Raw genomic sequence first — 13,407 nt, 5'->3', positions numbered from 1 at the left:
TCAGCGGTCACCCGCCGAGGCGTGCCAAGGACCGGCGAGGGGAGCGCGGCTCACGGCCGCCGAGCGGTGCCGTGCTCGCGCCTCACTGGCCAGGACGTACGGGCGGACGAGCGCCGTCTCCTCCCCCACGAGAACGCCCGTGTGCTCGCGGTGCCGACGCAGGAACAGCACTGCGCCGTAAGCGATTTCCGGGGACATAGCCACCGGCCGCGCAGGTGTTTCGGAGCGGCGGTGCCGGCCCTTGTGAAGGTACCGCTCCCTGAGGTGCGAGGCGGTACGGCGGATACGATTGAGCACGGTGTTCAGCCCCTATCGCTGATGACCCGGTCCCCCGACATCGCCCGTCGCGGGGACCGTTTGCGTACGACCGCCCAGAGGGTGCGGTCGTTCGAACTGGTGGCGAGGAGGCCGAAGCGGTCGGCATCGGCCACCGCTTCCAGGACCTCCCGCCATGACTCGTCGGAGAGTGGTTCCGGCACCTCCGCCTCGATGGCCGTGCAGTCGTCGCGCTCCTCCACGCGCGTGGCGAGCCCGACGGCCGATAACCGGGCTGCGATGGCCTCCGCGCGCACCGTGGAAGCAGGCACAGGGCAGCCCTCCGGTTAACGGCGATCACGTTGAGTGAAGCTAGTTAACTAGATTAGAGCTAGTGGACTAGATTTTCCATATGTCTGAGCAGCCGCCCTATCTCCGCATCGCCGACGAGCTTCGGCGGCGGATCGCGGAGCACGAGTGGGAGCCGGGGGACCGGCTTCCCTCCCGCGCCCAGATCGGCCAGGAGTACGGCGTCGGCGACAACGTGGTGCGCCGGGCGCAGGAGTTGCTGATCTCCCAAGGTGTGCTGGAAGGCCGCGCCGGTTCCGGCACCTACGTCGCCGAGCCACGGCAGCGCGTGCGGGTGGTCAGGTCATCGGCGCGTGAGCAGCCCAGCGGCTCACCGTTCCGCGCGGACATGAAGGCCGTGGGCAGGCAAGGCGACTGGGAGAGCCGGACCGAGGCCAAGGTGCCGGCACCGGCGGAGGTCGCGGCGCGTCTCGGTATCGCAGAGGGTGAGCTGTGCGTGCGGACGGCGTACGAGTTCCTCGCCGACGGCAGGCCGGTACAGCTGTCGACGAGCTGGGAGCCGTACGACCTCACCGTCGGCACGCTCGTCGTCCTCCCCGAGGGCGGGCCGCACGCCGGGGCAGGAGTCGTGAACCGCATGGCGGAGATCGGCATCAACGTCAGCCACGCCGTGGAGCAGCCAGAGCCCCGGCAGGCAACCGCCGAGGAGGCCTCACTCCTGGGCGTCCAGAAGGGCGCTCTCGTCACGCACATCCGGCGGACGTACTACAGCGACCAGGGACGGCCCGTGGAGACCGCGGACATCGTCGTGCCCGCCGCACTCTGCGAGATCGTCTACGAGATCCCGATCAGTCGCCAGCCGCGCACCACAAGCGCACCAGACCGAGCGGGAAACAGCGGGGAACCACGGTGAAAGCCGCCGAGGCCGACGAGGCGGCAACCGTACCGTTCGCGCAGGTCAGCGGCCGATCCGGCCGCGAATGATCGCAGCTTCCCAAGCTGAGAGCGCGAGTTCGATTCTCGTCACCCGCTCCATGCGAAACCCCCAGGTCATTGGCTTGGGGGTTGTTTGTTTTGTTTGTTGTCTAGTCCAATTCCGGAGTGCCGTGCCCGCCGCGTGCCCTGGCCCGCGCTTGCGGGTCCGTCCAGCGAGACGCGTTCTCTGTGACCTGCACCGCTCGACGAGTGGGTGGGGGCGAAGCCGCTCTCGCAAGCGGGGAGTTTGCATCGGGCCAGCGATGCCTCGTCCACGGGCACCGCAAGCACCTTCCCAAGGGGTGCTTAGGGCAGAAGGACGCAGCCACGTTGCCTTCCACGACCGCGGCGAGGCGGGCAGTGGCAGATGGCCAGGCCCGGGAGACGCGGCGTCCGGACAGACGGCGGAATGACGACTGCCCCTGGTCCGGACCTGGCCGGGCCCGTGGACCGTGCCCGCGCGGTGTGCGCCGACTGCCCCGATGCCGTGCGAGCGGGGCCGCGTCGGAGCACCATCGACGGGAAGGCAGCCTCTGGAGGGTCCGTGCGGGATGCGGTGGGTGATGACGTGGGGGCGTGGCCGGTGGGCGAGCCGGGTTTCTGGCGTCGGGTCGTCGAGCGGCTGGGCACGGCGGTGCTGGTGCTGGACACAGCCGGACGGGTGATCGCCGCGAACCCGGCGACCGAGCGGCTGCTGGGCCGCACGACCGCGGCGATGCGGGGCGCCGACGCACACGATCTGCTGCACCGGGACGCGGACGGCAACAAGGTGCCGCGTGACCGGTGCCCACTGCTCCACGCGCTGGCCGAGGGGAAGGGTGCGCAAGGGGAGGGCGGCACATATCTGCGGGCCGACGGGCGCCTGCTGGCCGTCACTTGGTCCGCGTCCCCCTTGATGGAGGACGGCTCCGTCAAGGGCATGGCACTGCTGTTCACGGACGCCACCGGGGACCGCCGCATCCACCGGGAGCGAACGGCACGCACGCGCGCCCTGGAGGACCTCAACGAGCGGCTGTCGCTGGTCGCGGAGATCACGGACGTCCTGGGGCAGACCCTGGAGACCGACGAGGCGCTGGCCCGCCTGGTGCGCCTGCTCGTGCCCCGTCTGGCCGACTGGGCGGCGGTGGACCTGCGGACCGGTTCCGGCGAGGTCCACCGGGTGGCGGTGACCGGTCCGGAGGGATGGGACGCCGGATTCCAGGGCCGGCGCGCACCCGCCCCGGGAGAGGCCGGTGAGGGGGAGGACTCGCCGCTGGGGCGGGCGCTGACCGGGGGTGAATCCGTACTCCAGGAGCGGGTGGCCGCCGTCACCCCGGCCGCCGGACATCCTCCTCTGGCGGCTCTCCACAGTGGCTTCCTGGCGGCGGTGGGCGCGAGCTCCGCCGTCACGGTGCCGCTCGGCGCCCGGGACCGGATCACCGGGGCGCTCACGGTGGTGCGCACCGACCCGGCGCACCCCTTCGACGAAGACGACCTGGCGGCAGTGAGTGACGTCGGCCGCCGGGTCGGCGTGGTCATCGACAACACCCGCCGCTACGGCCGTCAGCGTGCCGTCGCCGAGGCCATGCAGCGCAACCTGCTCGCCCCGCTGCCGCGGCACGGCCCCCTCCGGCTGGCCGCCCGCTATCAGCCCGCGCCTGTGGGCTCGCAGGTCGGTGGGGACTGGTACGACGCCTTCATCCTGAAGGACGGCGCGCTCGCCCTGGTCATCGGTGACGTCGTCGGCCACGACCTGACCGCGGCGGCCGGGATGGCCCAACTGCACGGCATCCTGCGTTCACTGGCCTGGGACCACACGGGACCGCCCGGCGCCGTCGTCGACCGCCTCGACGCCGCCATGCCGGTCATCACCACCGTCCCGCTGGCCACCCTGATCCTCGCCCGCGTCGAGGGCGACCCGGACACGGGACCGTGGACGCTCCGCTGGACCAGCGCGGGGCACCCGCCTCCGCTGCTCCTCTCCCCGGACGGCACCGCGTGCTACCTGGAAGCCGGCCAGGGACTGCTCCTCGGCACCGGGCCCGTCGGCGGCGCGGGCCGACCGGACGCCACGCATCCCCTGGAGCCCGGCTCCACCCTGCTGCTGTACACGGACGGGCTCGTCGAAACTCCGGGCAGCGACCTCGACACGGGCCTGGAGGAGCTGCGCCGGCACGCCCTCGCGCTCGTCCACGAACCGCTGGACAGGCTGTGCGAAGACGTGCTCGCCCACCTGCCGCCCGGCAGCAGCGACGACGTGGCCCTGCTCGCCCTGCGCGTACCGCCGCCATGAGACGTGGTGGCCGTCGGTCCGGGCCGGTGCCGCAGAGGCGCCCGCCGCTGCCACGGCACTGATGACCGGCTGTCACGCCGCCTTTACGCACCGGGGAGTAGGCTGACGAGACCGAGGGCATCAGGCACGCCGGTGGCGGACCGGCTCCACCCAGGTATCCGCCGGCGTTCGTCGCGCGGGAGGTCTCCCCCTCCGCCCCGCATGCGCCCGCCGACTCCCCTCCCGCGAACTCGCTGCGGTCGTCGGCGCTTTCCTCCGGCAAGAGCGGCCAGGCACGACCTCCAGCACCCGGATCCCATCGGCCACGTCCGGCGCTGCCCGCCAGGGCACGCGAACCGTCGGCCGCCGTGCCCTGTCGAACAGGCGGGCAACCCACCTCGTCAGAGAGAACCCACGTGATCACCGCACTGCCCACCCCGCCCCTGCCCCTCCCCCTCGTCCGCCTGCGTCTCGCGCCGCACGGCGCGCTGCCGCGTCGGATCGACGGAGTGTGGTGGCCACACTCCCGCGACCTTCTGACCCAGCTCCCGAAGATGCTCGCCGCGCTGCCGAGCGCGTGGGGCGACATCACCGGCGTCACCGTGGACGCCGCGGCCTGGTCGGCGGCACCAGGGCGCATGTTCGTCGCCACCCAGGTCGTACGTCTGCACAAGGCTCCCGCGTCGCCGCACGCCCCGGACCGGGTTGTCCTGCTCTCCCCCGGACTCGGCCGCCGGGACCTTCAGGTGATCCCGCCGGATGCGACGGAGGAAGCGGCCGCTCTCCTCATGGCCGCCGCTCTGGACGACCGGCGGCCCGGCGCCGACGGAGCCCGGCCTCCGACCCCGACGGCGGCGGCAGGTCCGCACGGCCGTGTGGGTCCCGCCGGGCGGGGAACCCGCGCCCCTCGGTGGTAGGAGCCGCCGCGGGCACGTCCGTGTACGCACCCGCTCCCCGTGCCCGACTCGGCCTGGGGACGCCCCGAGTCATCCGCCCGCTTCTCAGAGAGACGTCCTCATGACCATGGCCACCAACGCGACACGTTCCGACACCCCCGGCAGCGACTTCGCCCGGCTGTCGAAGAAGGTCGCGGATGCCGGACTGCTGGGGCGCCGCCCCGGCTACTACACGTTACGGATCACCGCGGTGACGGGGCTCTACGCCGCCGGATGGGCCGCGTTCGTCCTCGTCGGCGCCTCCTGGTGGACACTGGCGATCGCCGCGTTCCTGGCCGTCATGTACGGACAAGTCGCTCTGGTCGCGCATGACATGGCCCATCGTCAGGTGTTCCGTCGCCGTCGGGCCAGCGAGCTGTCCGGACGGATCGCCGGCGCGTCGATCGGCATGAGTTACGGCTGGTGGCAGGACAAGCACACCCGTCACCATGCCAACCCCAACACCGAGGACCTCGACCCCGACATCGGCCCCGACCTGCTCGTCTGGTCCCCGGACCAGGCCCGTGCCGCCACCGGACTGCCCCGCCTCCTCGGCCGCTGGCAGGCGTTCCTGTTCTTTCCCCTGCTCACGCTGGAGGGCTTCAATCTGCACGTTGCGAGCGGCAGGGCCATGGCCAACCGTCGGCTCAAACGCCGGGCACTGGACGGCGCTCTGCTCCTCGCGCACTGCGCCGTCTACCTGACCGCCCTGTTCTGGGTCCTGCCGCCCGGCATGGCGATCGCCTTCCTCGCCGTCCACCAGTGCCTGTTCGGCGTCTACCTCGGTTCGGCCTTCGCCCCCAACCACAAGGGGATGCCGATCCTGACGGCCGACGACCGCCCCGACTTCCTCCGCCGCCAGGTGCTCACCTCACGCAACGTCAACGGCGGCCTGTTCACCGACTTGGCGCTCGGCGGCCTGAACCACCAGATCGAGCACCATCTGTTCCCGAGCATGCCCAGCCCCAACCTGCGCAAGGCCCGCGCCATCGTCCGGCGGTACTGCCGGGACCTTGGCGTGGACTACGCGGAGACGGGCCTGGTCGCCTCCTACCGGCTGGCGCTCACCAGCCTCCACGACGCCGGCGCCCCGCTCCGACGGACCCGCGTCCGCGCCTAGCGCGCCGATACGCCGTGGGTACGGCGCCGAGGGCGCAGCCGTCCGCGTCCGCCGCCCCCACGGCCCCGGCGTTCGTCGGCGTCGTTCGCGGCGGAGGGCCGTCGGCGTACGGCTGGCCCTTCGTCGGTCTTCCGGTCGGGCGCGACGACACCGCCACGGCCGTAGTGGAAGGCGGCGCCCCTGTCTCCGTGCTGAGAGTTCAGCCGGTGGATGAGGAACGCGCCTGACGCGATCACCGCCAGCAGCACGATCACGGTCACCAGGATGTCCACGGTCCTCACGCCCTCTCCGGCAGGTCCGCCGACGCCTCGGTGACCGCCCGGTCCCACGCGGGAAGGACTGGAGCACCGGTTCCGTGTCCCCCTTCGGACTCCCACACCGCTTCCCCGGTGCGGTCGGACTCGGCGGTCACCGCCAGACGCGCGGCCTCCGCCACCAGGCTGCTCGCGGAGGAGGTCCGGCGCGGGTCACTGGCCGCCGCCATCAGCCACATGGCCGCGGCCGGATCCGTCCGCGGGGGAACGACCAGCAGGTTCCAGCGACCCACGTGGTAGCAGAGCAACAGGAGTTCGTGCTCGTCCTGCTCGAAGCGGAACCAGCCCACCTTCACCACGTGCCCGGCGGCAGGCACCTTGCGCGGGACGACCGGCCACTGGGCGGGATTCACCGTGACCCGCGTGATCCGCCCCCACAGCGGATCGAGAACAGAGGTCAGGGCAGGCAGTTCGGCGGTGAGATCACGCGAACGTGGCCACCAGGCTCCGTCCAGCAGGGCGGGTGCGGAACCGGCGGGAGCGAGTGACAGACGCACAGAAGACGCGGGACGCCGGTCTTGGGACGTCATCGGAGGGGAGACGGTCGCAGTCATCACGCGAACCCTGACCCGGGCGGGCCTGAGCCGACCCGGCGTATTCGATCACCGAGAACGGCACAGGCGCGTATGTCCGTACACGGAGTGTCCCCGGTTCCTTCAGGCTACTCTTCGCGGCGCCCGAGCGTGCCGTACGCCGAGGGTCGTCATGACATCCCGGGAGGCCCCCAGGCACACGACCCGGGGGGCGCACCCGGTCCGGTCGTGCTGGAGTCCAGCCGATGAGGCCGATGCCTCTTGTCCGGGCGCATCGAGGAGTAGCCTGAGACGTCGAGGGCCTTCGCGCACCGGCGCCGCCGGTCCCGTCCTCGATCACCCACCACCGGGCGCTCCGTCGGTCGACGCAGGCCCGCAGTCAGGCTTTTCGTCATGACCTTGAACACCATTCCGCTCCGTCCGCACACGGCACCGTTCCGGCCACGTGCCGCGCGCCTCGTCCTCGGATCCGCCAGCCGTTTCGGCCGTCCGGACGGCGCCTGGTGGCCACGGACCCGCGACCTGGCACGGGAACTCGGCGAACTCGCCGACGTGATCGATCCGCTGTGGGGCCGACTCACCCACGTGGCCGTCAATCCCCGCCACTGGCAGCCTGTCCCGCGCCGTGGGGTCGTCGTCAATGGTCACGAGGTGGCGGTCGACCGTTTCGCCGAGGTGCTCAACCCGCACAGGATCCTGCTGCAGTCCTACACCGCCGGCCGTTGGGATCTCCTCGTGGTGCCGCCCCCGACGAGCGCCTCGTCAGCGGCCCGGCTCATGGCGGCCGTGGCGTGAAACAGCGTGGGGGGCGTGCGCCGACCCCACGCCTTCCGTACCGGTGTCGATGAGGATCTGTTCCGCCGGCGTCTGACTGCCGGCGCGCACGGCCGCGGCCATGGCGGCGCGCGCCGCGTCGAGCGCGGTGTGCGGCGGAATCACAAGTAGCGAGAAGAGATCGGTGCCGCCCCGGGTGATGAGCACGGTGTCGTCTCCGACCGGGAAGGAGTCGATGTGGACGACGCGGCCGTCGATCGTCATCCGCGTCGGCAGTCCGTCCCAGGCGTCCCTGTCCAGGCCGACACGTGTGACCGGCCCGAGGTACTTGGACAGCGCGGACACGAGGCTGGGAAGTTCGCCGGTGATGTCGCGGGAGCGGGGCCACCACGCCCCATCGAGCGCACCCTTCCGGTCATGGGTTGTCTGAAGCCGCACCACCGCGCTTCCCGGTCGTGGAACGGCCTGGTGCACGGCGTCGGGCAGGAGCCTGGTCACCCGCGGGGGATCGGGGTCGGACATCGCACTCGCCTGTCTCCCAGGGAACGGCAAACGGAAAGCCTCCCGGCACCACGGTACTCCTCGGCCGACGACGGCCGGCACGCCACGATCACCCCCTCGCCCGCCTGCGAGCCGTGTCGACAACGTGACGACGCACTGCCGTGCCCGGCGCGCGCGCTGACCCGCGACAGCGTCTCCCCCGCACCGGGCACCGCTGCGGGGGACACCTCCGGGCTGGACGGACGGCTGCGGTGTTCGCCGGGGCCGGGCCCCTTACCGGGGCCTCCGGGGAGATGCGAACGGGCGGATGTGGGAGGAAGGTGGAGAGGGGGTCGCAGCCGCCCAGCCGGGGCGCAGGGGGTGGGGAACTCGTAAGCCTGGCGGCAGGGTCGCATGCGACCTGAGCAGCACGATTCGCTGACCGTACTTGAGGTCACTCATGGAAACCGAGACGCAAGCCACGCTCGCCGCCGCCCTCGCCGCCGGATACGCGTTGGGTCGCACCAAGAAGGGCAAAGTAGCCATCGGGGCCGCCTCCGTACTCGCCGGGCAAGGGCTGCTGAGCCCCAAGGAGCTGCTCAACCGAGCGCTGCGCAAGGCATACGGAAGTCCGCAGGCCGCGCAATTGCTGGAGCAGATGCGTGGGGAACTCATGGGAGCCGCTCGATCCGCCCTGTCCGCGACTGCCGATCGCCGTCTGGCAGCGCTGGCCGCCTCGTTGCAGCAGCGCACCGACTCTCTCGTGAGCCGCCCGGGCGACGAGGCCGAGGAATCCTCCGAGGGCACGGAACCGGACGACGAGGAGGAAGAAGGCGACGAGGAAAAGGAGCGGGAAGAAGCGACTGGAGAAGGAGAAGGGGAGGAACCCCAGGTGTCGCCCCGTCGGAGCCGGGCGAAGAAGAGCCCGGCGAAGAGGTCCGCACCCCGGACCGCTCCGGCGAAGAAGGTTGCCGCCGGGAGGAAGGCCGCCGGATCCGCGCCCGCGAAGAAGAACGGCGCCTCCGGCAAGGCATCCACCCGTGGCAGCCGTAGGAGGTAGGTCATGGCCAAGACGGAAGAGAAGGCTGCCGCCCACGCCGGCGCTTCCGGCATGGACCAGCTCAAGGAGCAGTTGTCCGCCTTCGCTGCGGCGCAGGGCCAGCGTCTGGTGGACAGGGCCGGTGACAAGATCAGCGATCTCGCGCAGGGCCTGGGAGACGTGGGCGACGGCAACAGCACCTTGCTCAACGTCGGCAAACGCGTACTCGGCGAAGGGGAGTCGCCGGTCAAGGCGTTCCTCGGCGAGAAGGCGGGGGACGTGAAGGACAAGGTGGCCGACACCGTGAAGGGCGCCTTCGGCGGCGGCGGTGGCAAGGCGGGGAGCGTGAAGGTCACGAACATCGTCGAGGTCGTCGACGTCGGCAAGCCCCTGCGCACCGTGTACGACCGCTGGACCCAGCTGGAGGAGTTCAGCTCCTTCACCAAGGGTGTCCAGAGCGTCTCGCAGTCGGACGAGATCGAGAGCGACTGGAAGGCCAAGATCGCTTTCTCCAACCGCAGTTGGAAGGCCACCGTTCAGGAGCAGGTGCCCGATGAGCGCATCGTCTGGAACTCCGAAGGCGGCAAGGGCACCACGCGTGGGGCCGTCAGCTTCCACGAGCTGACTCCGGATCTCACCCGGGTCGTCGCCGTGGTCGAGTACTACCCGTCCGGCTTCTTCGAGAAGACCGGCAACATCTGGCGCGCACAGGGCCGCCGCCTGCGTCTCGATCTCAAGCACTTCCTGCGGTACGTCACCCTCTCCGACGACGAGGACCTGGAGGGCTGGCGCGGCGAGATCCGCGACGGCGAGGTGGTCCGATCGCACGAAGAGGGCCTTGAGGACGACGAGGGGGAGGACGAGGAGCCCGAAGAAGGCGACGCGGACGACGCCGACGCCCAGTACGAGGACGAGGACGAGGAAGACGGAGAGGAGGAGGACGGAGAGGAGGAAGAAGACGCGGACGACGAGGAGCAAGGCCGGTAGGCGGGCCGCACGGCGAGGGCGTGCCGACGGAACCCGGTGGGGCCGGGCGCGGGGGGGGGGGGGGGAAGGTCGGACCGCTCAGGGACATGGTGTGCAACCCGTCTCCGGACGTCCGCCCAGCGCTGCTCACCGGGGACGACACCGGCAGCGGAGGGCGGTATGCGAAGGCCTCCGGTGCCCTCGGGCCGCTCCGGCCGGCAGCCACGTCCCCTCTACGGGTGCGATGCGTGCGGTGATCGGGAGTGATCCTCCGGGCGGGACCCGGAGGATCACCCCGGGGCTCGGTTCCGAACCCGGCTGGCGGGTGTCCGCAACCAAGCACATCACTCTGCCGGCAGGGCAGGAAATCTTCGATGATGTTTCGGCACCCCCCCAGGAGAACCGACCGCGACCGCCGCGCTCGGCGACGGTGCGCCGACCGGAGTACGTTGGGAGGCCGAGGGGGTCTCGAGCAGGCGGGTGAGCACATTGGCTGGTCCCCCGAGTCCGGTGCGTGTCCTGGCGGACGGCGGTCACGACTCGGCGACGCCCTCTTCGCGTTCCGGGTCAGTTCCGCTGCGGCCGTTCACGACGTACCTGTGCGACGGCGCGTGGTGGCCGCGTCGCGGGATTCTCGCCGCCGAGTCGCCCGCCCTGATCAGTGGGCTCACCGAGCGCCTCGGGCCGGTCCCCCGGATCGTCCCGGACCGGGCGGCCGGACCCCCCTGCGAGACGGCGCGGGCGGCGATGACCGGGGCGGTGCGTACCGATGACCCGGGCAGGTCCGGCAGATCCTGAGGGACGCCGGCACGGATCCAGGTCTTCCGTCCCGGCCGACGGACTGCGGACGAGGCCGGCTCGACACCGGGACCGTCCACCCGCCTGGCCGACGCGTGCGGACACGCACCGATGACTGACTCGACGCCTTGGAGGACGTACCGCATGGACGTGCGCGACAGGAACCACGTGACAGTGACCGGACGGGCCGACGGGCCGGTGGTGATGCTGGCGCACGGTTTCGGGTGTGACCAGAACCTGTGGCGTTTGGTCACACCGATACTCGAACGCGATTTCACCGTTGTCCTCTTCGATCACGTGGGCTCCGGAAACTCGAACCTGTCGGCGTGGGACCCGGAGCGCTACGGCTCACTCGACGGTTACGTCGACGACGTCCTGGAGCTGTGCCGGGAGCTGGCGCTGGGGCCCGTCACGTTCGTGGGACATTCGGTGAGCGCGATGATGGGCGTGCTGGCCGCCGTACGAGAGCCCGAGGCGTTCGCCGGGTTGGTGCTGCTCGCACCCTCGCCGTGCTTCGTCGACGACCCGGACACCGGCTACCGGGGTGGTTTCAGTGCCGCGGACATCGAGGAGCTGCTCGATTCCCTGGACGCGAACTATCTGGGCTGGTCGGGGGCGATGGCACCGGTGATCATGGGGAACCCCGAGCGGCCGGAACTGGGCGAGGAACTGACCAACAGCTTCTGCCGCACCGACCCGGACATCGCGCGCGTCTTCGCCCGGGTGACGTTCCTGTCCGACAACCGCGCCGACCTCGCCCCGGTGCGGGTGCCGACGCTGGTCGCACAGTGCTCCAGCGACGCGATCGCCCCACGGGAGGTGGGCGCGTTCGTCCACGCGCAGATACCGGCGAGCCGCTTGGTGACGCTGAACGCGACCGGGCACTGCCCCCAGCTCTCCGCACCGCAGGAGACCGCCGCGGCCATAGCCGCGTTCGCGGGTGGTGCGGATTGATGCGCGGGGCCGGTGACCAGGGCGAGAACCGTGGACGCGGGGAGGTTCAGGGACCTCTCGACGAGCAGGCTCGGTTCGCTGCGCTGCTGGAGGACAGCGCCGAGGACCTGTACGAGCATGCGCCCTGCGGCTACCTTTCCACGCTGCCGGACGGACGGATCGTGAGGATCAACACCACTCTGCTGGACTGGCTGGGATACGAGCGCGGGGACCTGGTGGGACGCAGACACTTCTCCGACCTGCTGACCGTGGGCGGCCGGCTCTACCACGAAACGCACTTCGCCCCGCTCCTGCGCATGCAGGGCGAGGTCAAGGGCATCGCCCTCGACCTGAAGGCCGCGGACGGCTCCCGTCTGCCCGTGATGGTCACCTCAACGGTGAAAAACGGCGACGACGGGCAGCCACTGCTGATCCGCACCACCGTCCTCGACGCCCGCGATCGACGCGCCTACGAGAGGGAACTACTGCGCGCACGCAAGGAGGCCGACCTCGAACGGGACCGCCTCAAGGACCTGAACGCCACCCTGCAGAAGACCCTGCTGCCACCGGAGCTGGTGAACGTCCCCGGCCTGGAAGTCTCCGCGCACTACCACGTCGCGTCCGCCGACGAGGTCGGCGGCGACTTCTACGACCTCTTCCCCCTCGCGGCCGGCACCTGGGGGCTGTTCCTGGGCGACGTGTGCGGCAAGGGCGCCGCCGCGGCGGCCGTCACCTCCCTGGCCCGCTACACGCTGCGCGCCGCCGCCGTCTACGACTCCGACCCCGCCGCCGTACTCGCCAACCTCAACACCGTCCTCAACCACGAGTACAACGGCACCGACCCCCGCTTCTGCACCGTCGTCTTCGGCCTCCTCACCCCCGACGAAGACCGAGGCGGTTTCCACATCACCCTGGCCAGCGGTGGTCACCCCCCGGCCATACTGATGCGCTCCGACGGCACCGCCGTCTTCCTGCACACCCCCGGCGGTCAGCTCATCGGCGTGCTCGCCGACGCCCACATCGCCACCACCAGCGTCCACCTCGCGCCCGGTGACACCCTGCTCCTGCACACCGACGGCCTCACCGAGGCCCACACCGCGGCCACCGGTGGGGAACGCTACGGTGACGACGCCCTCCTCGACTTCTGCCACGACCTGGCCCCCACCACCGCCTCCGGGGTCATCGACGCGATCCGCGACCTGCTCGACACCTTCGGCGCCGGTGTGGACGACGACACCGCCGTCCTCGCCATCCACGTGCTCCGACCCCCAAGTGAAGAGCGGAAATGAGCAAGTACCTGACCGTCCGCGTTCGCACCGGCACCGCCGGAGCGGTCATCGAACTGACCGGAGAACTGGACCATCACACCGCTGCCGACGTCCGGGACACGCTGCCGGGACTCGGGCTTCAGCCGGGCCAGCAACTCGTCCTGGACCTCGCGGGTCTCACGTTCCTCGACTCGACCGGCCTCACCGTCCTGATCGCCGCCCGCAACCACGCCCTGGCCACCGACGCGACGATCGCACTGGCCGCGGTCCCCGACCGCGTCAGCCGCATCATCCGAGTCCTCGGCCTCAACCAGTTCTTCCCGACCCATCCGACTGCCCAGGACGCGGACACCGCCTGGCAGAGCGAACAACGCTGACCGGCACCGGTCCGCCCTTCCGGGCCGCGTGCCAACGGCCCGGCCCGCCGAACCGACCCGTCGGACCCGCCGAATCCACC

14 protein-coding genes and 1 pseudogene are annotated in these 13,407 nt (G+C 71.1%); 11 read left to right on the top strand and 4 right to left on the bottom strand.

Going from position 1 to position 13,407, the window contains the following annotated elements:
• Window positions 1–309: 309 nt before the first annotated feature.
• Window positions 310–587 (bottom strand): annotated as a pseudogene (locus tag R2E43_RS20040) (hypothetical protein).
• Between the two features lie 80 nt (window positions 588–667).
• Here R2E43_RS20040 and R2E43_RS20035 point away from each other — a divergent pair.
• The 4 genes from R2E43_RS20035 (at window position 668) to R2E43_RS20020 (ending at window position 5,845) form a co-directional block, all read left to right on the top strand.
• Window positions 668–1,477, top strand: a complete 810-nt coding sequence (locus tag R2E43_RS20035; RefSeq protein WP_332056419.1) for a GntR family transcriptional regulator — start codon at window positions 668–670, stop codon at window positions 1,475–1,477.
• Between the two features lie 606 nt (window positions 1,478–2,083).
• Window positions 2,084–3,811 carry a SpoIIE family protein phosphatase gene (locus R2E43_RS20030; protein WP_189283156.1) on the top strand — a complete coding sequence of 576 codons (1,728 nt, stop codon included), beginning with the start codon at window positions 2,084–2,086 and terminating at the stop codon, window positions 3,809–3,811.
• 395 nt (window positions 3,812–4,206) lie between these two features.
• Entirely contained in the window at window positions 4,207–4,707 is a 501-nt protein-coding gene (locus tag R2E43_RS20025) for a DUF5994 family protein (protein ID WP_011029161.1), read from the top strand.
• Window positions 4,708–4,807: 100 nt separating this feature from the next.
• The gene (locus R2E43_RS20020) at window positions 4,808–5,845 is read left to right on the top strand and encodes a fatty acid desaturase family protein (protein WP_332056418.1); all 1,038 of its coding nucleotides are present in this window, start codon (window positions 4,808–4,810) and stop codon (window positions 5,843–5,845) included.
• On the opposite strand, the gene R2E43_RS20015 is transcribed toward R2E43_RS20020, so the two are convergent.
• Together R2E43_RS20015 and R2E43_RS20010 are read right to left on the bottom strand one after the other, a co-directional pair.
• Window positions 5,842–6,126, bottom strand: a complete 285-nt coding sequence (locus R2E43_RS20015) for a hypothetical protein (RefSeq protein WP_016326603.1) — start codon at window positions 6,124–6,126, stop codon at window positions 5,842–5,844. The two genes, R2E43_RS20020 and R2E43_RS20015, sit on opposite strands and share 4 nt — an antisense overlap.
• On the bottom strand, window positions 6,123–6,713 hold the full coding sequence (locus tag R2E43_RS20010; RefSeq protein WP_332056417.1) for a DUF5994 family protein: 591 nt from the start codon (window positions 6,711–6,713) through the stop codon (window positions 6,123–6,125). The genes R2E43_RS20015 and R2E43_RS20010 overlap by 4 nt, the downstream gene beginning before the upstream one ends.
• Before the next feature lie 372 nt (window positions 6,714–7,085).
• On the opposite strand from R2E43_RS20010, the gene R2E43_RS20005 reads away from it, so the two are divergent.
• Window positions 7,086–7,487, top strand: coding sequence for a DUF5994 family protein (locus R2E43_RS20005; protein ID WP_003975253.1), 402 nt, complete (start codon window positions 7,086–7,088; stop codon window positions 7,485–7,487).
• Here R2E43_RS20005 and R2E43_RS20000 read toward each other — a convergent pair.
• Window positions 7,455–7,988 (bottom strand): DUF5994 family protein, encoded by a 534-nt coding sequence (locus R2E43_RS20000; RefSeq protein ID WP_003975252.1) that lies wholly within the window; start codon window positions 7,986–7,988, stop codon window positions 7,455–7,457. The genes R2E43_RS20005 and R2E43_RS20000 overlap by 33 nt on opposite strands.
• A 418-nt stretch (window positions 7,989–8,406) precedes the next feature.
• Between R2E43_RS20000 and R2E43_RS19995 the strand changes: the two genes are divergently transcribed.
• The 6 genes from R2E43_RS19995 (at window position 8,407) to R2E43_RS19970 (ending at window position 13,327) form a co-directional block, all read left to right on the top strand.
• Window positions 8,407–9,006 carry a hypothetical protein gene (locus R2E43_RS19995; RefSeq protein WP_011029164.1) on the top strand — a complete coding sequence of 200 codons (600 nt, stop codon included), beginning with the start codon at window positions 8,407–8,409 and terminating at the stop codon, window positions 9,004–9,006.
• A 3-nt stretch (window positions 9,007–9,009) separates the two neighbouring features.
• Window positions 9,010–9,972, top strand: coding sequence for an SRPBCC family protein (locus tag R2E43_RS19990; protein WP_011029165.1), 963 nt, complete (start codon window positions 9,010–9,012; stop codon window positions 9,970–9,972).
• A 459-nt stretch (window positions 9,973–10,431) separates the two neighbouring features.
• Entirely contained in the window at window positions 10,432–10,749 is a 318-nt protein-coding gene (locus R2E43_RS19985) for a DUF5994 family protein (protein ID WP_309242303.1), read from the top strand.
• 144 nt (window positions 10,750–10,893) lie between these two features.
• Window positions 10,894–11,703: an alpha/beta fold hydrolase gene (locus R2E43_RS19980; protein ID WP_003975248.1), complete on the top strand. Its 810-nt coding sequence runs from the start codon at window positions 10,894–10,896 to the stop codon at window positions 11,701–11,703.
• The gene (locus tag R2E43_RS19975; RefSeq protein ID WP_003975247.1) at window positions 11,703–12,971 is read left to right on the top strand and encodes a PP2C family protein-serine/threonine phosphatase; all 1,269 of its coding nucleotides are present in this window, start codon (window positions 11,703–11,705) and stop codon (window positions 12,969–12,971) included. Before R2E43_RS19980 ends, R2E43_RS19975 begins: the two co-directional genes overlap by 1 nt.
• Window positions 12,968–13,327, top strand: a complete 360-nt coding sequence (locus R2E43_RS19970; protein ID WP_011029168.1) for an STAS domain-containing protein — start codon at window positions 12,968–12,970, stop codon at window positions 13,325–13,327. Before R2E43_RS19975 ends, R2E43_RS19970 begins: the two co-directional genes overlap by 4 nt.
• The last annotated feature ends 80 nt before the right edge of the window (window positions 13,328–13,407 follow it).

The organism is Streptomyces violaceoruber (assembly GCF_033406955.1).
GTDB lineage: Bacteria > Actinomycetota > Actinomycetes > Streptomycetales > Streptomycetaceae > Streptomyces > Streptomyces violaceoruber.
This window is presented reverse-complemented; position numbering and strand designations above follow the sequence as displayed.